Below are 19187 nucleotides of genomic sequence, written 5' to 3' on the forward strand. Positions count from 1 at the left end.
CGCACCCCACGCGACCCCGACACCTCGGTGGCACCCCCGGTGGCCTCGGCCCAACCGGCCACCGCACCGTACGCCCAGGTCCCGGCTGCGCGCCTGCAGGCCGAGGCTCGCCCCGAGTCCGCCGTGCAGCGGCTGCGCGGTCCCGCGGCGCGCGTGGTCACCAACATGGAGGCCTCCCTGGAGGTCCCCACAGCGACGTCCGTCCGCGCGGTCCCGGCCAAGCTCCTGGTCGACAACCGGATCGTCATCAACAACCACCTGGCGCGAAGCCGCGGCGGCAAGGTCTCGTTCACGCACCTGATCGGCTACGCGGTCATCGAGGCGATCGCCGACGTCCCCGGGATGAACGCCGGGTACACCCTCGACAGCGGCAAGCCCGCGGTGGTGCAGCCCGGCTCGGTGAACCTGGGGCTGGCGATCGACCTCGCCAAGCCCGACGGCACCCGCCAGCTCCTGGTCCCCAGCATCAAGAACGCCGACACGCTCGACTTCGGGCAGTTCGTCGCCGCCTACGAGGACGTGGTCCGCCGCGCCCGCAACGGCAAGCTCACCGCCGACGACTTCGCGGGGACCACCCTCACGCTCACGAACCCGGGGACCATCGGCACCGTGCACTCGGTTCCGCGCCTCATGGCCGGCCAGGGCACGATCGTCGGCGTCGGGGCCATGGACTACCCCGCCGAGTTCCAGGGTGCCTCCGACGAGCAGCTGGCCCGCCTGGGCGTCTCGAAGGTCCTCACCCTGACCTCGACGTACGACCACCGCATCATCCAGGGCGCGCAGTCCGGGGACTTCCTGCGGGTCGTGGCCGCGAAGCTGCTCGGCGAGAGCGGGTTCTACGACCGCGTCTTCACCGCGATGCGCATCCCGTACGAACCGGTCCGGTGGGTCCGGGACAACACGGTGGACGCCGACACCGAGGCCGCCAAGCCTGCGCGGGTCGCCGAGCTGATCCACGCCTACCGGTCCCGTGGTCACCTCATGGCCGAGACCGACCCGCTGGCGTACCGGCAGCGCAAGCACCCCGACCTGGACATCCAGAACCACGGGCTGACCCTGTGGGACCTGGACCGGGTGTTCCCCACCGCTGGGTTCACCGGCAAGCCCAAGGCCACCCTGCGGGAGATCCTGGGTCTGCTGCGTGACTCCTACTGCCGGACCGTCGGCGCGGAGTACATGCACCTGCAGGACCCGCGCCAGCGCCGGTGGCTCCAGGAGCGCCTGGAGTCCGGCTACGCCCGCACCCCGCGCGAGGACCAGCTGCGGATCCTGCGGCGCCTGAACTCCGCCGAGGCCTTCGAGACGTTCCTGCAGACGAAGTTCGTGGGTCAGAAGCGCTTCTCCCTCGAGGGCGGCGAGTCCCTCATCCCGCTGCTCGACGCGGTGCTGTCCCGCGCGGCCGAGGGAGGCCTGGACGAGGTCTGCATCGGGATGTCCCACCGCGGGCGGCTCAACGTGCTGGCCAACCTCGCGGGCAAGAGCTACGCGCAGATCTTCGCCGAGTTCGAGGGCAACCAGGACCCGCGCAGCGTCCAGGGCTCCGGCGACGTGAAGTACCACCTGGGCACCGAGGGGACGTTCACCGCCGAGTCCGGCGCGACGACGTCGGTGTACCTGGCTGCCAACCCCTCCCACCTGGAGGCCGTGGACCCCGTCCTCGAGGGCATCGTCCGTGCCAAGCAGGACCGCATCGACCTGGGCGGCGACGGCTTCTCCGTGCTTCCCATCCTCATCCACGGCGACGCCGCCTTCGCCGGGCAGGGCGTCGTCACCGAGACGCTCAACCTCGCCCAGCTGCGCGGCTACCGCACCGGCGGCACCGTGCACGTGATCGTCAACAACCAGGTCGGCTTCACCACCGGACCGTCCTCGTCACGCTCGACCCACTACTGCACCGACGTGGCCAAGGGCCTGCAGGTCCCCATCTTCCACGTCAACGGCGACGACCCCGAGGCCTGCGTGCGGGTGGCCGAGCTGGCGTTCGAGTTCCGCGAGCAGTTCGACCGCGACGTCATCATCGACCTCATCTGCTACCGCAGGCGCGGCCACAACGAGGGCGACGACCCGTCGATGACCCAGCCGCTGATGTACAACCTCATCGAGGCCAAGCGCTCGGCCCGCAAGCTCTACACCGAGGCCCTGGTCGCCCGTGGTGACATCACCGTCGACGAGGCCGCACAGGTCCTTCAGGACTACCAGGCCCGGCTGGAGCAGGTGTTCACCGAGACCCGCGAGGGCGGGTACACCCCGCCGCCCTCCAGCGAGCCGGTCGCGGGCCTGGAACGCCCCGAGTCCCAGCTCGAGGACGCCGGGATCATGGTCGGTTGGAAGACCGCGGTCGAGCCCGAGGTCCTGCACCGCATCGGACGCGCCCACGTCCGCCCTCCCAAGGGGTTCACCGTCCACCCCAAGCTGGAGCAGCTGCTCGCCAAGCGCGAGCTGATGTCACGCGAGGGCGGCGTCGACTGGGGCTTCGGTGAGATCCTCGCGTTCGGGTCGCTGCTGCTCGAAGGCACCCCGGTCCGCCTGGCCGGGCAGGACTCCCGTCGCGGCACGTTCGTCCAGCGCCACGCCGTGCTGCACGACCGCAGCACCGGGTCGGAGTGGACGCCGCTGCTGTACCTGTCGAGCGACCAGGCCAAGTTCTGGGTGTACGACTCCTCGCTCTCGGAGTTCGCCGCCATGGGGTTCGAGTACGGCTACTCCGTCGAGCGCCCCGATGCCCTGGTGCTGTGGGAGGCGCAGTTCGGGGACTTCGCCAACGGCGGGCAGACGATCGTCGACGAGTTCATCTCCTCGGCGGAGCAGAAGTGGGGACAGCGCTCGTCGGTGGTGCTCCTTCTGCCCCACGGGTTCGAGGGGCAGGGACCGGACCACTCCTCCGCACGCATCGAGCGCTACCTCCAGCTGTGCGCGGAGGAGAACATGACCGTCGCGATGCCCAGCACCCCCGCCTCGTACTTCCACCTGCTCCGCCGCCAGGCCTACGACCGCCCCCGCAGGCCCCTGGTCGTCGCCACGCCCAAGTCGATGCTCCGGCTGAAGGCGGCCGCCTCCGCGGTCGAGGACTTCACCCAGGGCACGTTCCGCCCCGCCATCGCCGACGAGCACCTGCCCGAGCCCGGGACGGCCGACCGCGTCCTGCTGTGCTCGGGCAAGGTCTACTACGACCTGCTCGCCCACCGCGCACGGACCGGCGACCAGCGCACCGCGATCGTCCGGGTGGAGCAGCTCCACCCGCTCCCGGCGGACGAGATCGCAGAAGCCATCGCCCGGCACGGGGACGCAGATCTCGTGTGGGTCCAGGAGGAGCCCGCCAACCAGGGATCGTGGGGCTTCGTCTCCCAGCACCTGCCGCAGGCACTCGGACGCGCGCTGCGTCCCGTCAGCAGGTCCGCGTCCGCGTCTCCTGCGGCAGGGTCGAGCAAGGTCCACCTCGCCGAGCAGAAGGCGCTGGTCGAGGAGGCGTTCGCCCGCTGAGGGTCCCAGCGCGTCGCGGCCCCGCCGAGGCCCGGCGTCCGTCAGACTGACCCCAGGACCGACAGCAGGAGGACTTGGTGGCAGACCGCGCCCGGCGCATCTGTGTGGTCGGCGACGAGCTCGTCGCCGGCTGGGGCGACCCGAGGGGTCTGGGCTGGGTCGGCCGCGTCACCGCACGCACGCACACCGATCCACCCACGCTCACCATGAGCCTGCCCGTCCCGGACGAGACGACCACCGTCCTGAGCGCCCGGTGGGAGGACGAGGTCGGCCGGCGGTTGGGCCCCGCGGGCGACGGGACCCAGTACCTGGTCGTCGGGCTCGGACGTGCCGACCTCAGCGCCGGCGTCTCGCTGGCCCGCAGTCGGCTCAACCTGGCCAACATCCTGGACGTGGCCGAGCAACGCCGGTACGCGTGCTTCGTGGTGGGCCCGCCACCCAACAACCACGACGATCCCGAACGGCTCGCCGAGCTCTCCAGCGCCTTCGGCGACGTCGCCCGGCGTCGACGCGTCCCCTACGTCGAGACGTGGAGCGCCTTGGCGCGGCACGAGCAGTGGCTCGCGGACATGGCCTCCGGTGACGGACGCACGCCGGGACAGGCCGGGTACGGGTTGCTCGCCTGGCTGGTGCTGCACAGCGGCTGGCACCGTTGGCTCGGCCTGCCCACCGACGAGGCGTGAGCAGCGGGAGGAGCCGGGACGGGCTGCGGTCGGACGGGAGTGCGGTCGCCTGCGCCGTCAGGCCAGCGCGCCGGCCCCCCGCAGCTCGACCGTGAGGTCCTGGGGGTTGCTCGCCGCGCCGCACGCCTCCTCGTAGGAGACGACGCCCTCGCGCACCAGGTGGAACAGGTGCTGGTCGAAGGTCTGCATCTTGTAGTAGTCGCCGTCCTTGATCAGGTCCTGCAACGGCGGGGCGTTGTACGGGTCCATGATCGCCTCAGCCGTGCGGCCGGTGTTCACCAGGACCTCGATGACCGGGGCCCTCCCGGAACCGTCCTGCTTGCGGACCAGCCGCTGCGACACGACCCCGCGCAAGGCCTGGGCCAGCGCGTGCCGGATCTGCTTCTGCTCGTGCGGGGGGAAGAAGTCCACGATCCTGTTGATCGTCTCCTGCGCGTCGATCGTGTGCAGGGTCGACATCACCATGTGGCCGGTCTCCGCCGCCGACAACGCGGCCCGGACCGTCTCGACGTCACGCATCTCACCGACCAGGATGACGTCCGGGTCCTGACGCATCGCCGCACGGAGCGCGACGGTGAAGTCCGCGGTGTCGTGCCGCACCTCACGCTGGGAGATGATCGCCTTCTTGTCCTTGTGGAGGATCTCGATCGGGTCCTCGATCGTGACGATGTTCACCTCCTTGTAGGTGTTCACCAGGTCCACCATCGAGGCCAGCGTGGTGGTCTTGCCGGACCCTGTGGGACCGGTGACCAGCACCAGGCCGCGAGGCTCCAGCGCCAGCTCTCCGACGACCTCCGGCAGGCCCAGCTCCTCGAGCGACTGGGCCCCGACCGACACCCGCCGGAACACCAGCCCGAGGGTGCCCCGCGCCTGGTAGGCGTTCACCCGGAACCTGCCCACACCGCTCAACGAGTACGCGAAGTCGGCCTCGTGGGTCCGGTCGAACTCCTCGCGCATCTCGCGCGGCAGGACCTCCTCCACCATGCTCCGGGTGTCATCCGGACGGAGGTCGGGCACCTGCAGACGGCGCAACCTCCCGTCGACGCGCAGGCGCGGCGCCGAACCGACCTTGCAGTGCAGGTCGGAACCACCGCTCCCGGACAACGCGTGCAGAAGCGGGACCACGGACTGGGGCTGTTCGCTCACACAAGAACAATCGGGTGCCGAGGGGTCGCACTTGAGGAGGTCCACCCGCACGTGTGGGACCATGGACGCCGCTGATCGGCAGATCGGCCAGTCGGAGGAGGAGTGACCTATGAGCAAGCGCGGTCGCAAGCGCCGGTCCCGCAAGGGCAGCGCCGCCAACCACGGCAAGCGTCCCAACGCCTGACCTCGGCGTCGAGGGGGTGGCAGCCCGCAGGGGCACGCCGCTCCCTCGACCCGGTCACGGCCCCCCGGGGCCGCTCGATCGACCTCAGCCGGGGTCACCGATCTGAAGGCGCAGCACCGTCAACGACTGCCGGATCCTCAGGTGCAGCTCAGCCGGCGCCGACTCGGGGCAGGCGCGCCGCACCAGGCGCTTGAGGTGGTCCTCGACGTCGTACTCGCTCAGGCACGGCTCGCAGTCCGCGAGGTGCTGACGGATCCGGTCGCCGTCCGCCTCGTCGATCTCCCTGTCCAGGAAGTCGAACAGACGGCGCAACGCCTCGGAGCAGTCGACGACGTGCGCCTCGCTCTCCTCGCTCACTCCCCGCCCCCCTCGACCGCAGCCGGAACCAGACCACGCTCGCGCGCGTACTCCGACAGGAGCTCGCGCAGCTGACGGCGCCCACGGTGCAGCCGCGACATCACCGTCCCGATCGGGGTCCCCATGATCTCGGCGATCTCCTTGTACGCGAAGCCCTCGACGTCAGCCAGGTACACCGCGAGCCGGAAGTCCTCCCCGATCGCCTGGAGCGCCTGCCTGACGTCGTTGTCGGGGAGGTTGTCCAAGGCCTCGGTCTCGGCCGACCGCAGCCCGGCGGAGGTGTGCGACGCCGCCCTGGCGATCTGCCAGTCCTCCACGTCCTCAGCCGCCGACTGCAACGGCTCACGCTGCCGCTTGCGGTAGGTGTTGATGAACGTGTTGGTGAGGATGCGGTACAGCCACGCCTTCAGGTTCGTCCCCGGGCGGTACTGGTGGAACGCGGCGAACGCCTTCGCGAACGTCTCCTGCACCAGGTCCTCGGCGTCCGCGGGGTTGCGCGTCATCCTCATGGCGGCCGAGTACAGCTGGTCGACGTAGACCAGCGCCTCGTCCTCGAACCTGCGCGCCCTGGCGTCGTCGTCCTCGCTGCCGGGCGCCCGGTGGGTGTCCTCGCTCATCGTCCACGAGACTAGTCGCCCCGCGGCAGACGGCACGTGGGCGGCCTCGACGGGCGCGTCGAGCTCCACGGTCACGGTCATGCCGGGCACAACACCGACGCGCTCGTCCTGCATTCCCCGGGCCCTGCCCCTCCACCCCGGACCAGGGCACGGGCCTCCCGCGTGCCCCTGCACGCAGCGGGCGATAGCGTGCTCGCAGACCCCGGGAGCAAGGAGAACCCCACATGCTGGTCCGACGGATCGCCAGACCGCTTCTCGCCACCGTGTTCGTCGCCGAGGGTGTCGACGCCCTGCGCCACCCGCAGCTCCACGTGGACCGCGCGGAGGCGGCGTGGAACCGGCTGCAGGAACGCGCGCCCCTGCCCGCCCCCCCGGACCGGGAGACCCTGCGCACCGTCGTGCGCCTGCACGGCGCCGCCATGACCGGGGCCGCGGCCCTCCTGGCACTGGGCCGTGCCCCCCGCCTGTCCGGCCTGGCCCTCGCCGCTCTCACCCTGCCCGTGGCGGTGATGAACCAGCCGTTCGTCGCCCGGCGGGGCGCGGACGCGGCAGACCGTCGGGCTCGACGCGAGCGGTTCGTGCGCACCCTGTCCATGCTCGGTGGTGCGCTCCTGGCCGCGGTGGACACCCAGGGCCGACCAGGGCTCGCCTGGCGGGTCAGCCACGCCCGGCCGGACCATGCCGCACGCGACGCCCGCAAGGCTCTCGGCTCAGCCGCCAAGGACGTGCGCAAGCACGTGTCCTGATCCGCGCGTGCCCGCAACCGGGACGCACGACGTACCCGGTGGCGGGCCTCGGTAGCCTCGACCCATGACCGCCACCACGCACGACCCCGCCGATCCCTGGTCGGCACCCACCGCCGCAGGGCCCCTCGACGCCGTGGTGGACGTACCCGGCTCGAAGTCGCTCACCAACCGGTACCTCGTCCTCGCGGCCCTCGCAGACGGGCCCGGCACCGTCCGCGGCGCGCTCGCCTCCCGCGACACCCTGCTCATGGCGGAGGCCCTGCGGGCCCTGGGAGCCGAGGTGGACCAGCGGGGCACCGACTGGTCCGTCACCCCCGTCCCCACCGGCAGCGCCACCGGCACGGTGTCGATCGACTGCGGGCTGGCCGGGACGGTCATGCGGTTCCTGCCGGCCGTGGCCGCGCTGCAGCCCAGGCCGGTGACGTTCGACGGGGACCCGCAGGCCCGTGTCCGCCCCATGGGGCCGGTGCTCCGGGCGCTGCGCGACCTCGGCGTCAAGGTCGACGACGGCGGACGGGGAACCTTGCCGTTCACGGTCGCCGGCTCACCCCGGGTGCGGGGCGGCATGGTCGACATCGACGCCAGCGCCTCCTCGCAGTTCGTCTCCGGTCTTCTCCTGGCCGCCGCGCGCCTGCCCGACGGGCTCCTCCTGCGTCACGTCGGCCCCAGTCTGCCGAGCCTGCCGCACATCGAGATGACCGTCGCGACCATGCGCGCGGCAGGCATCGAGGTCGACGACTCCCGCCCCGACATCTGGCAGGTGGACCCCGGGACGATCGGCGCCCGGGAGGTGCGCGTGGAGCCGGACCTGTCCAACGCCGCCCCCTTCTGCTGTGCAGCCCTCGTGGCCGGCGGGACCGTCCGGATCCCGGGGTGGCCCACGAGCACGACCCAGCCCGGCGGGATGCTCCCGGACCTGCTGCGGCGCATGGGCGGGACCGTCGGGCTCACCGACGGGACGCTGACGGTGACCGGCACCGGCGCGGTGCACGGGATCGACGTCGACCTGCACGCCGCCGGGGAGCTGGCGCCCACGATCGCCGCACTCGCCACGCTCGCCGACACCCCCAGCCGGCTACGGGGGATCGGGCACATCCGCGGGCACGAGACCGACCGGCTGGCCGCGCTCGCCACGGAGATCACCCGCCTGGGCGGTCAGGTCGAGCAGACCAGCGACGGCCTCGTCCTCACCCCCCGGCCCCTGCACGGCGCCCGGTTCGAGACCTACCACGACCACCGGATGGCGACCGCGGGTGCCCTCATCGGGCTCCGGGTCCCCGGGATCGAGGTGGTCGACGTCGCGACCACCCGCAAGACCCTGCCGGACTTCGTCGGCATGTGGGCGTCGATGCTCGGGACCACCTGACCGATGCCCCGGGGAGGTTACGAGGACCACGAGGTCCGCCAGCGACCCAACCGGCGCGGGTCGCGCCCACGCACCAAGATCCGGCCCGAGCACCGCGAAGCCGTCCCCGCCCTGGTCACCGGGGTGGACCGGGGACGGTACGCGGTCCTCGTCCACCCCGGTGAGCCGCACGAGCAGGACGTCGTGGCGATGAAGGCCCGCGAGCTGGGCCGCCAACGGATCGTGCCGGGGGATCTGGTCGCCGTCGTCGGGGACGTCACCGGCGCACCAGGAAGCCTCGCCCGCATCGTGCGGATCACCCCCCGACGCACGCTCCTGCGGCGTACCGCCGACGACACCGACCCGGTCGAGCGCGTGATCGTGGCCAACGCCGACCAGCTGGTGATCGTCACCGCGCTCGCCGACCCCGAGCCCCGGACACGCATGATCGACAGGTGCGTGGTGGCCGCCTACGACGCCGGCATGACGGCGGTGCTCTGCCTGACGAAGGCCGACCTGGCCGACCCCGCCCCCATGGCCGACCTGTACCGGCCGCTGGGGGTGGACGTCGTGGTCACCTCCCGCGCCCCGGACCGGGAGGTCGCCGGGCTGGACGAGGTCCGGGCACGGCTCGACGGCAGGACCTCGGTTCTCGTGGGGCACTCCGGTGTCGGCAAGTCCACCCTGGTCAACGCCCTGGTCCCGGACGCCCGCCGGGCGACCGGCGCGGTCAACGCCGTGACGGGCCGCGGACGGCACACCTCGTCCTCCGCGGTCGCGCTCCGCCTGCCCGGTCACCGCGGGTGGGTGATCGACACACCCGGGGTCAGGTCCTTCGGACTCGCCCACGTCCACGTCGACAGCCTGCTGCACGCGTTCGCCGACCTGGACTCCGTCGTCCGCGAGTCCTGCCCGCGGGGCTGCACCCACACCCAGGACGCACCCGACTGCGGGCTCGACGCGTGGGTCGGGACCGACCAGGAGGACACGTCGGCGTCACCGGAACGCCGACGCCGTGCCGCCCGTGTGGACTCGATGCGCAGGCTCCTGACCGCGCGGTCGGCAACGGACCAGTCCTGAGCTCCGACGTCCCGTGCCGCCGGGACGCTACGGTGCAGGCATGCCTCCGCGTTACGACGACGACCTGCGCCTCGCCCACGTGATCGCCGACCAGGTCGACGCGATGACCATGGAGCGGTTCCGTGCCCAGGACCTGCAGGTCGACACCAAGCCCGACACGACCCCGGTGACCGACGCAGACCGGCGTGCCGAGGAGATCGTCAGGTCCCAGCTGGGTCGCACCCGCCCGCGCGACGCGGTCGTCGGTGAGGAGATGCCCACCACCGGGCACGGACCGCGCCAGTGGGTGATCGACCCCATCGACGGGACGAAGAACTTCGTGCGTGGGGTGCCGGTCTGGGCCACCCTCATCGCCCTGATCGACGACGGCGCCCCGGTGGTCGGCGTGGTGAGCGCCCCCGCCCTGGGGCGACGCTGGTGGGCCTCGCACGGGTCCGGTGCCTGGAGCGGCCGGTCGCTCGCGGCCGCGACCCGCCTGACCGTCTCGGGCGTGAGCGACCTGGCCGACGCGTCCCTGTCGTTCTCGAGCCTGACCGGCTGGGAGGAGCAGGGACGCCTGCCGGGGTTCCTCGACCTCACCCGCACGGTGTGGCGCACGAGGGCCTACGGGGACTTCTGGTCCTACGTGCTGGTCGCCGAGGGGGCGGTGGACGTGGCCGCCGAGCCCGAGCTCGCGCTGCACGACATGGCCGCCCTCGTCCCGATCGTGGCCGAGGCGGGTGGGACGTTCACCGACCTGGACGGCACCTCCGGACCGTTCGGCGGCTCGGCCGTGGCCACCAACGGGCACCTGCACGAGGCCGTCCTCGACCGGCTCCGCCCCACCGCCTCGGGCTGAGTCCCCCGGCCTCAGCGGCGCGAACGGCGCCTGCGGACGGCACCGGCGAGCACGTCGAGGAGGTCGGCCGTGGTGTCCCACCCGAGGCACGCGTCGGTCACCGACCGGCCGTAGACGAGCCCCGAGGGTGCCGGGTCCTGCCGCCCCGCCTCCAGGAAGCTCTCCATCATGACGCCCATCACCCCGGTGACGCCCGAGGCCACCTGATCGGCGATCTCGCGGACGACCTCGGCCTGGCGCACGTGGCACTTGCCCGAGTTCCCGTGGCTCGCGTCCACCATGACCCTGGCCGGCAGTCCCGCTGAGCCCACCTGCTCCACCGCGGCCGCGACCGCGACCGGGTCGTGGTTGGGCCCGTCCACGCCACCCCGCAGCACCACGTGGCAGTCAGGGTTTCCCTCGGTGGCCACCACCGCGGCCCGCCCGTCGTGGTCGACCCCGAGGAACGTGTGCGGGGCCGCCGCGGCGAGGCAGCCCTCCACCGCGGCCCGGACACGCCCCCCGGTGGAGTTCTTGAACCCGATCGGCATCGACATCCCGGACGCCATCTGCCGGTGCACCTGGCTCTCAGGGTTGCGCGCACCGATCGCACCCCAGGTGACCGCGTCCGCGAGGTACTGCGGACTCGTCGGCTCCAAGAACTCGCACGCCGTGGGCAGACCCGCACCCAGGACATCGGTCACGACCTCCCGCGCCAGGCGCAGACCTCGCGGCACGTCGTGCGACCCGTCCATGGACGGGTCGTTGATCAGGCCCTTCCACCCCACAGTGGTGCGCGGCTTCTCGAAGTACACGCGCATCACGACCACGAGGTCCGCGGCGTGCTCCCGGGCCGGCCCGCGCAACCGGTGGGCGTAGTCCAACGCCGCGACCGGGTCGTGGACCGCGCACGGGCCGACGACCACGACGAGCCTGTCGTCCCCACCGTGCAGGACCGCACGCACCTCGGCACGTGAGCGAGCGACCAGCTCAGCGGCGGCGGCGGTCAGCGGGACCCCGTCGACCACGGCACGCGGGGACGGCAACGGCGCGACGGACCTGACCCTGAGGTCGGCGGTGGAGGCGTGCACCGCGGTGCTGCTGGTCGGTGTCGTCGTGGGTACGGTGGTGCTCATCGTGGCTCCTGCTCGTTGGGGACGAGCGGCGCCCTCGCGTGCCGGCCTCGTCCTGGGAAGACGAAGGGCCGAGACGCATCGCGTCTCAGCCCTGTGCCGGTGAAGGGAGCGGGGTCAGGTGCAGATCTGCCCTGCCCGCCCGAAGGCCGGCACGCAGGTCGTATACCACCTGGTCTGCTCCACGTCCGGAACGCTACCAGAGGGTCCTCGTGTCACGGCCGGGCGAGGGTGCCGAGCTCGGACACGTCGTACCAGAGCAGGTCACGCTCGGCCAGGCGCTCGGCGGCCGGACCGTCCCCGGCACGCGCGGCCACGACGTCCGCGCCGGCCGCGTCCTCGTCCACGTGCGCGCACGCCACCGTGTCCCACGCCACGGGGACGGTCAGCTCGACCACGCTCGGGGCGTGCGGCTCCTCGACGGCCCGCACGCGCTCCTGCGGGACGTCGGCAGCCACCACGCACCTGCGCTGCTGGTCCTGGTCACCGAGCAGGTCCAGGCTGTCGTCCGAGGCGAGCAGCTGCGCCGCGTACTCCAGGCCCTCGTCGTCCTCGTCCGGCAGCGCCTGACGCAGGGCGTCGGTCACCGCGTGCACCAGCCGCGGTGACAGGTCGGGGCCTGTGAGCTCGGCGAGGGTCGCGGGGAGGTAGATGCGCACGGGCACCAGTCTGCCGCCTGCGAGGCCTCGACCACCAGGAGGCCGCCGTCACGCACGTCAGCCACATACGTCGCCGCAGGTCGAAGCGGTCAAGTGCCCACCAGTTGTGGACGAGCCAGGTCCACGCGGCAGGCGTGCAAGACTCTCGACCATGGCCGCGCGCTTCCTGACCCTGGCGGACGTGACCGAGGTGCTGAACATCTCGGCCGCGCAGGCCTATGCGCTCGTGCGCTCCGGAGAGCTGCCCGCCATCCAGATCGGCGGACGCGGCCAGTGGCGCGTGGAGTCCTCCGAGCTGGAGGCGTACATCCAGCGCATGTACGCCCAGGCGCGAGCCCGGATCGAGTCCGGCACCCTCGACGACGCCCCGTCCAGCCCCACCGGCTGACCGGGCGCACAGCACCCGCACCCGGCAGGCCCGGGACGCAGCGCCTGCTCCCGCACCCCGGCAGCAGCCACGCCGCGGGTGGAGCAGGAGCGCCTGGGCTTCGCCATGCATCGAACCTACGCGCCCGGGAGGCGTCAGGACAGTGCGAAAAGGACATTTCACCCGCTCCAGGGGGTTGGCTGCGACACCAAACTTGGCCAAACTGCACCAAGACCCGCCAAAATCGGGCACAATGGTTGCAGGCCTCATCGCCCGCCCCTCCCCCGGCCGCAGGAGAAGACATGATCGCCACCGCCGCCCCCGCACGGCCCTCTCGAGCCGCACGCACGCCGGTCGCCGAACCGCCGGGCCCGGTCCGGATGCTCTTGCCCCCGCTCCGGGAGCCACAGCCCGACCCCATGGCGGCGGCAGCGGCGATGCTCCCGACCCTGACGTCCATGCGCTCCACACCCACCGAGGGAGCGTGGGCCCACGTCGTCACCAGGCCGGCCCGGGACGCCGAGCCGCTGGCCGACCCGGCCAAGGTGTGCGGGCCGATCGTCCTGGCGGCCGTCGAGACCCTGAGCGGGGCGCGCCCCCTCGGCCAGCTCGCCCGGTGGGTGAGCCCGCAGATCTACGACTCGCTCGCACGGCGCCGCGAGGCCGGCGGCACACGCACGGGAACGGTGCGACGGGCGACCGTCCTGCGCACCCGTGTGTGCAGCATCTCGGACTCCGTCGCCGAGGCCAGCGTCGTCGTCCACGACGGCCGCCGGGTACGGGCCGGTGCGGTGCGGCTGGAGGTCCGGCGCGGCCAGTGGCGGGCCACGGTGCTGCAGATCGGCTGAGCAGGACCGGCGCGGAGCCCGGGAGACCGTCAACGCACTGATGCCCGGGAGGGGTGCTCGCCCCTCCCGGGCATCAGTGCGTGACGAGGACCGCGCCCCGTCAGGCGGTCAGTCCGCCTCGTTCCTGCCGTGGCACACCTTGTACTTCTTGCCAGAGCCGCACGGGCACTGGGCGTTGCGCGACGTGCCGGGGAACGTCTGACCGTCCCGCTCGGCGGAGACCGCCTCCTCCGAGCGCGGTGCACCACCGGCGTCCCCGTCGAGCGAGGGCGCCGAGTACTGCAGCGGAGCGCGGCGCTCGGGTCCGTCGAGCCCCTTGGCCACCACCTCTGCTCCGCCCGCAGCCGAACCGGCACGTGCCGACGCAGGAGCGGGCTGCGGCGTCGGTGCGGGTGCCGGCGTCCCGGCGTCGTCGCCGGTGACGACTGCGGCGGGCTGGTTCCCGGACGACGCCGCAGCCGGCTCCTGCGGCGTCTTGATCTCGAGGTTGAACAGGTAGGTGACCGACTCCTCCTTGATGCCGTCGGTCATGGCGTTGAACAGCTGGAAGCCCTCGCGCTGGTACTCCACGAGCGGGTCACGCTGAGCCATCGCCCGCAGCCCGATGCCGTCCTTGAGGTAGTCCATCTCGTACAGGTGCTCGCGCCACTTGCGGTCGAGCACGGACAGCACCACCCGGCGCTCCAGGTCGCGCATCGTCTCGGTGCCCAGGAGCTCCTCACGTGCGGTGTACGCGCGCCGGGCATCCTCCAGGATCGCGTCCATCAGGACCGCCCGGGTCAGCCGGGACTGGTGCCCGACCTCGTCGATCAGCTGCTCGGACGTGACCGTCACCGGGTACACCGCACGCAGCGCGGTCCACAGGGCGTCCAGGTCCCACAGCTCCGGGGTGCCCTCACTCGTGGCACCGTCCACGTACGCGGTCAGCACGTCCTCCAGGAAGTGCTGGATCTGGTCGGCCAGGTCCTCACCCTCCAGGACCCGGCGCCGCTCGGTGTAGATGACGGTGCGCTGCCGGGACAGGACGTCGTCGTACTTGAGCACGTTCTTGCGGATCTCGAAGTTGCGGGACTCCACCTGCGACTGCGCGCTCTGGATCCCGCGGGTGACCATCTTGGACTCCAACGGCATGTCGTCCGGGAAGCCCGCGCGGTGCATCATGCTCTCGGCCAGGCCGGAGTTGAACAGACGCATGAGGTCGTCCGCCATCGACAGGTAGAACCGCGACTCCCCCGGGTCGCCCTGACGACCGGAGCGGCCACGCAGCTGGTTGTCGATGCGCCGCGACTCGTGACGCTCGGTGCCCAGCACGTACAGCCCACCCAGTGACACGACCTCGTCGTGCTCGGCGGCGACCGCCGCCGTCGCCCGCTCGAGGGCGTCCGGCCACGCGGCCTCGTACTCCTCCGCCTGCTCGGCCGGGTCCAGGCCCTTGGCCGCGAGGTCGGCCACCGCCATGAACTCGGCGTTGCCGCCGAGCATGATGTCCGTCCCACGGCCGGCCATGTTCGTCGCCACGGTGACCGCGCCCTTGCGGCCCGCCTGCGCGACGATCGCGGCCTCACGCGCGTGCTGCTTGGCGTTCAGGACCTCGTGGGGCACACCCTGCTTGCGCAGCATCCGGGAGAGGAGCTCGGACTTCTCCACACTCACCGTGCCCACCAGGACCGGCTGGCCCTTCGCGTGCCTCTCGACGATGTCGGCGACGACCGCACCGAACTTGCCCTCCTCGTTCTTGTAGACGAGGTCGGGCTGGTCGATCCGCTGCATCGGACGGTTCGTCGGGATGGGCACCACACCGAGCTTGTAGGTGCCCTGGAACTCGGCCGCCTCGGTCTGGGCGGTACCCGTCATGCCACCGAGCTTGTCGTAGAGCCTGAAGTAGTTCTGCAGGGTGATCGTGGCCAGGGTCTGGTTCTCAGCCTTGATCTGCACACCCTCCTTGGCCTCGATGGCCTGGTGCATGCCCTCGTTGTAGCGGCGGCCAGGGAGCATACGACCGGTGTGCTCGTCGACGATCATGACCTCGCCGTTCATCACGACGTAGTCCTTGTCGCGCTTGAACAGCTCCTTGGCCTTGATCGCGTTGTTGAGGTACCCGATGAGCGGGGTGTTGACCGACTCGTACAGGTTGTCGATGCCGAGGTAGTCCTCGACCTTCTCGATCCCCGGCTCCAGGACGCCCACCGTGCGCTTCTTCTCGTCGACCTCGTAGTCCTGCTCGACCGTCAGGCGTCGCGCGACCTTCGAGAACTCGGCGTACCACTTGTTCGCGTCGCCGGAGGACGGGCCCGAGATGATCAGCGGCGTACGGGCCTCGTCGATGAGGATCGAGTCGACCTCGTCGACGATCGCGAAGTGGTGGCCCCGCTGGACGAGCTCGTCCGGCTTCCAGGCCATGTTGTCACGCAGGTAGTCGAACCCGAACTCGTTGTTGGTGCCGTACGTGATGTCGGCCGCGTACTGCTCGCGACGCTCCTCGGGCTTCTGGCCGGACAGGATGCACCCCGTCGACAGACCCAGGAAGCGGAAGACCCGGCCCATCAGGTCGCTCTGGTAACGCGCCAGGTAGTCGTTGACCGTGACGATGTGCACGCCCTTGCCGGACAAGGCGTTGAGGTACGCCGGCGCGGTCGCGACGAGCGTCTTGCCCTCACCGGTCTTCATCTCGGCGATGTTGCCCAGGTGCAGCGCCGCACCACCCATGATCTGGACGTCGAAGTGACGGTGGCCGAGCGTGCGTCGCGCCGCCTCGCGGACCGCGGCGAACGCCTCCGGCAGCAGGTCGTCGACCGTCTCTCCGTCCTCGAGCCGCGCCCTGAACCGGTCGGTCTCCTCCCGCAGCTCGGCGTCGCTCAAGGACGTGAAGCTGTCCTCCAGCGCGGAGACCTGGTCGGCCAGGCCGGCGAGCTTCTTGACGATCCGGCCCTCGCCGATGCGCAGGACCTTGTCGAGGATCGAGGGCACGCGTTGCTCCAGACTCGTCAGAGACCCGCCCCGGACGGCGACGGGTCGACCGGGCCGGGTGCGCCGGACGGCGCGGTCGACACCGACCGACGACCATCGTAGGCGAGGCCTGGTCCTGCGGTGATCGTCACCGCACTGCCAGAACGTACCCCACCGCCGCCACCGGCCGTCAGGGCGCGTCGCACCGGGTGCGCCAGCGCCCCGCCCGCCCCCACGTCGACGGCCACCTCACCGGCCCCCAACCATCCCGCGAGGCGCCCCAGCTCGGCCACGAGCGCCCCCGTGACCTCCCCCGCACCGGCCGAGACCCCCGGCTCAGGGTGCGCGGACCGCACCTGGAGAACACCCGTGGGCCGGTCCAGACGCAGGTCGACGCGGGCGACCAGCTCCTCCCCCAGCAGCAGGGGCAGGCAGTAGTAGCCGTGCACCCGCAGGTGCGCCGGGGTGTAGATCTCGATCCGGTACTCGGTGCCGAACAGCTCCGAGAGCCGACGCCGCTCGAACACCACCGGGTCGAACGGGCTCAGGAACGTGCGGCCCTGCGCCCGACGAGGGACGACGGCACGGGAGTCGAGGTACACCTCGCGGTCCCAGCCCGCCACGTCCACGGGCTCCAGCTCACCGTCGGCGACCAACGCGGCCACGGCCTCCCGCACCCACCGCCTGGTCCCGGTGCCCGCCAGCCGGAAGTAGTCGGCGAAGCACCGCACCGTCCCCAGGCCGTGGGCCCGGGCCGCCAGACGCACGAGCTCATGGACCGCCGTCTGCGCGTCCGGCTCGGCGCGCGCCGCCTGCGGCAGCACCCGGCCGGCGAGGTCGTACACCCGCTCGAAGGACGGGGTACGGCGTGCCACCGCCAGCTCACCCGTGGCGAACAGCCACTCCAGCACCGCCTTCGCCGTCGACCACTCCCACCAGCCCGTCGATCCCCGCCGGTCACCACCCGGGGGCCCGAGCGCGGCATGGACCTGACGGGACGTGAGCGGCCCGTCCGAGTCCACCAGGTCACGCACCCGCGCGACCGCGCCGGAAGCCTCCAGGTCGACATCTCGCAGGACCAGGCGCCGCCGCGCCCAGGCGCGGCGGCGCCACGCCAGCAGCGCGTACACCGACGGCGGTACGAACGAGGCCTCGTGGGCCCACGCCTCGAGCAGCCGCCGGGACGGTGCCGCGGTGAGCCGGTCCAGCGCTGCGACGTCGTAGGCACCCAGCCGCGAGTACAGCGGCACCAGGTGCGCCCGGGCCAGGACGTTCACCGAGTCGATCTGCAGCAGTCCCGTCCGGCCCACCGTCCGGGCCAGATGACGTGACGTCACCGACGGCCCCCCGTCGACCGGAGGGCCGTCCAACCCCTGGGCCCTCAGTGCGATGCGGCGGGCCTGGGACCGCGTCAGGGGCGCGCGCAGCGGTGCAGCCATGGACGCCATCCTGCCCCCGACCGCCGACACGGCAGCCAGGGGCAGGAGGTCAGGACCTCGGGCGCCGCGCTACAGCGCGTCGACCGGAGCGGCCACCGGGGCGTCGAGCCGGATCACCCCGTAGCTCCACCCCCGACGGCGGTACGCCACCGAGGGCAGTGCCGTCTCGGCGTCGATGAACAGGAAGAAGTCGTGCCCGACCATCTCCATCTCGTAGAGCGCGTCGTCCAGGGTCATGGGGTGCGCCTGGTGCAGCTTCTCCCGGATCACCACCGGAGAGTCACCCCACCACGACTCCACGGCCTCACCCGGGGCGGGGGTGGCCGCGGAGTCCCGCTGCGCGTCGTCCACCGCGGGAGCCGGCTCCGGGAGCACGTCCTCCGCCAGCACCGGCGGCGCCTCGGACTTCACCGACGACAAGCCCTTGTGGTGGTCCTTGCGCCTGTCCCGGGCCCGACGCAGGCGTTCCATCAGCTTGCTCGTCGCCACGTCCAGGGCCGCGTACGCGTCATCCGCGCGAGCCTCCGCACGGATGACGGGACCCTTGCCCTTCACGGTCAGCTCGACCCGCTCGGACACGTCGGACTGGCGGGGGTTGCGCTCGTGGGTCAGCTCGACATCCACCCGCTGCGCCCGCGGCGCGAGCTGGGTGACCTTGCTGAGCTTGTCCTCGACGTGGCGGCGGAACCGGTCGGGAACCTCGACATGACGGCCGACGACGACGATCTCCATGCTGATCTCCTCCAGGGAGGGGCGGCGGTGCCGCCCGGACGACTACGGGGGTACGCCCTCACGGGGCGGACGAGGCGCACCACCCCCCTCGCAGTCCGGTGGTCACGCCGCGGGCAGGGCCTGAGCCCTGTCTCGCACCGACGCGACCGTCCATGCACAGACGTTAGCCCGGGCAGGGCCGGGGGAGAAACGGAACGAGGTCCTGGCCAGGGGGTGAAGCGGCGGCCACCACCACCGCACCCAGCACCAGGGCACCGGCGGTCGACAGCACACGCTCACAGCCCGCGAGCGTCGCACCGGTGGTCAGGACGTCGTCCACCAGCACCACGCAGGTGTCCCGGACGTCGCAGGAGCCCTCACGGACCCGCCACGACCCCAGGGCGTTCGCGCCCCGTTCCCTCGCCCCGAGGCCGACCTGGTCGCGCGCCCGTCCCACCCGGCGCAGGGCAGTCACGACCTCGGCCCCCACCCCGGCCGACCGCAGCTCGTGGCACACCACCGACGCGAGCCCCGCCACCAGATCGGCACCGCGTCGGCGCCGGGCACCCGGCGTCGTGGGCACCGGCACCACCGCCACGGTCCGCCCACGGGCCGCCAGGACCAGATCG

At 72.1% G+C, this 19187-nt stretch carries 18 protein-coding genes; 9 read left to right on the forward strand and 9 right to left on the reverse strand.

The features are described 5' to 3' along the window. Both N869_RS05590 and N869_RS05595 read left to right on the forward strand, forming a co-directional pair. Window positions 1-3480 (forward strand): multifunctional oxoglutarate decarboxylase/oxoglutarate dehydrogenase thiamine pyrophosphate-binding subunit/dihydrolipoyllysine-residue succinyltransferase subunit (locus N869_RS05590; protein ID WP_035058994.1); only part of this gene is annotated, 3480 nt, incomplete at its 5' end. A 77-nt stretch (window positions 3481-3557) separates the two neighbouring features. Next, complete coding sequence (locus N869_RS05595) at window positions 3558-4163, forward strand: GDSL-type esterase/lipase family protein (RefSeq protein WP_035058997.1); 606 nt, start codon at window positions 3558-3560, stop codon at window positions 4161-4163. A gap of 57 nt (window positions 4164-4220) precedes the next feature. On the opposite strand, the gene N869_RS05600 is transcribed toward N869_RS05595, so the two are convergent. Further along, window positions 4221-5309: a type IV pilus twitching motility protein PilT gene (locus N869_RS05600; protein WP_035059000.1), complete on the reverse strand. Its 1089-nt coding sequence runs from the start codon at window positions 5307-5309 to the stop codon at window positions 4221-4223. A 109-nt stretch (window positions 5310-5418) separates the two neighbouring features. Here N869_RS05600 and N869_RS18855 point away from each other — a divergent pair, with 109 nt between their 5' ends. After that, window positions 5419-5493 carry a 50S ribosomal protein bL37 gene (locus tag N869_RS18855; protein ID WP_156968370.1) on the forward strand — a complete coding sequence of 25 codons (75 nt, stop codon included), beginning with the start codon at window positions 5419-5421 and terminating at the stop codon, window positions 5491-5493. A gap of 84 nt (window positions 5494-5577) precedes the next feature. Here the strand turns inward: N869_RS18855 and rsrA are convergent, their stop codons facing one another. Together rsrA and N869_RS05610 are read right to left on the reverse strand one after the other, a co-directional pair. Next, complete coding sequence (rsrA, locus tag N869_RS05605; protein ID WP_035059003.1) at window positions 5578-5850, reverse strand: mycothiol system anti-sigma-R factor; 273 nt, start codon at window positions 5848-5850, stop codon at window positions 5578-5580. After that, window positions 5847-6548 carry a sigma-70 family RNA polymerase sigma factor gene (locus N869_RS05610; protein WP_269545862.1) on the reverse strand — a complete coding sequence of 234 codons (702 nt, stop codon included), beginning with the start codon at window positions 6546-6548 and terminating at the stop codon, window positions 5847-5849. Before N869_RS05610 ends, rsrA begins: the two co-directional genes overlap by 4 nt. A gap of 143 nt (window positions 6549-6691) precedes the next feature. Between N869_RS05610 and N869_RS05615 the strand changes: the two genes are divergently transcribed. The 4 genes from N869_RS05615 to hisN all read left to right on the forward strand — a co-directional run bounded on the left by N869_RS05615 (window position 6692) and on the right by hisN (window position 10476). Next, complete coding sequence (locus N869_RS05615) at window positions 6692-7213, forward strand: DoxX family membrane protein (protein WP_035059009.1); 522 nt, start codon at window positions 6692-6694, stop codon at window positions 7211-7213. Window positions 7214-7277: 64 nt separating this feature from the next. Continuing rightward, window positions 7278-8579, forward strand: coding sequence for a 3-phosphoshikimate 1-carboxyvinyltransferase (aroA, locus tag N869_RS05620; protein WP_035059012.1), 1302 nt, complete (start codon window positions 7278-7280; stop codon window positions 8577-8579). A gap of 3 nt (window positions 8580-8582) precedes the next feature. Next, window positions 8583-9638, forward strand: coding sequence for a ribosome small subunit-dependent GTPase A (gene rsgA, locus N869_RS05625; RefSeq protein WP_035059014.1), 1056 nt, complete (start codon window positions 8583-8585; stop codon window positions 9636-9638). Between the two features lie 40 nt (window positions 9639-9678). Next, window positions 9679-10476: a histidinol-phosphatase gene (gene hisN / locus N869_RS05630; protein ID WP_035059016.1), complete on the forward strand. Its 798-nt coding sequence runs from the start codon at window positions 9679-9681 to the stop codon at window positions 10474-10476. Between the two features lie 11 nt (window positions 10477-10487). Here the strand turns inward: hisN and N869_RS05635 are convergent, their stop codons facing one another. Both N869_RS05635 and N869_RS05640 read right to left on the reverse strand, forming a co-directional pair. After that, window positions 10488-11591, reverse strand: a complete 1104-nt coding sequence (locus tag N869_RS05635) for a 3-deoxy-7-phosphoheptulonate synthase (RefSeq protein ID WP_035059019.1) — start codon at window positions 11589-11591, stop codon at window positions 10488-10490. Between the two features lie 212 nt (window positions 11592-11803). Next, entirely contained in the window at window positions 11804-12247 is a 444-nt protein-coding gene (locus tag N869_RS05640) for a DUF6912 family protein (protein ID WP_035059028.1), read from the reverse strand. 151 nt (window positions 12248-12398) lie between these two features. Here N869_RS05640 and N869_RS05645 point away from each other — a divergent pair, with 151 nt between their 5' ends. Both N869_RS05645 and N869_RS16435 read left to right on the forward strand, forming a co-directional pair. Continuing rightward, the gene (locus tag N869_RS05645; RefSeq protein WP_035059021.1) at window positions 12399-12635 is read left to right on the forward strand and encodes a helix-turn-helix domain-containing protein; all 237 of its coding nucleotides are present in this window, start codon (window positions 12399-12401) and stop codon (window positions 12633-12635) included. A 281-nt stretch (window positions 12636-12916) separates the two neighbouring features. After that, on the forward strand, window positions 12917-13462 hold the full coding sequence (locus N869_RS16435) for an Rv3235 family protein (RefSeq protein WP_052105101.1): 546 nt from the start codon (window positions 12917-12919) through the stop codon (window positions 13460-13462). A gap of 108 nt (window positions 13463-13570) precedes the next feature. Here the strand turns inward: N869_RS16435 and secA are convergent, their stop codons facing one another. The 4 genes from secA to N869_RS05670 all read right to left on the reverse strand — a co-directional run. Then, window positions 13571-16429: a preprotein translocase subunit SecA gene (secA, locus tag N869_RS05655; RefSeq protein ID WP_035059023.1), complete on the reverse strand. Its 2859-nt coding sequence runs from the start codon at window positions 16427-16429 to the stop codon at window positions 13571-13573. 17 nt (window positions 16430-16446) lie between these two features. Beyond that, window positions 16447-17847, reverse strand: a complete 1401-nt coding sequence (locus tag N869_RS05660; protein ID WP_084136495.1) for a winged helix-turn-helix domain-containing protein — start codon at window positions 17845-17847, stop codon at window positions 16447-16449. A gap of 69 nt (window positions 17848-17916) precedes the next feature. Further along, window positions 17917-18579 (reverse strand): ribosome hibernation-promoting factor, HPF/YfiA family, encoded by a 663-nt coding sequence (gene hpf, locus N869_RS05665; RefSeq protein WP_035059025.1) that lies wholly within the window; start codon window positions 18577-18579, stop codon window positions 17917-17919. Window positions 18580-18742: 163 nt separating this feature from the next. Continuing rightward, a partial coding sequence (locus N869_RS05670) for a ComF family protein (RefSeq protein ID WP_035059035.1) occupies window positions 18743-19187 on the reverse strand: 445 nt, incomplete at its 5' end.

It is taken from the genome of Cellulomonas bogoriensis 69B4 = DSM 16987 (assembly GCF_000767165.1).
GTDB lineage: Bacteria > Actinomycetota > Actinomycetes > Actinomycetales > Cellulomonadaceae > Actinotalea > Actinotalea bogoriensis.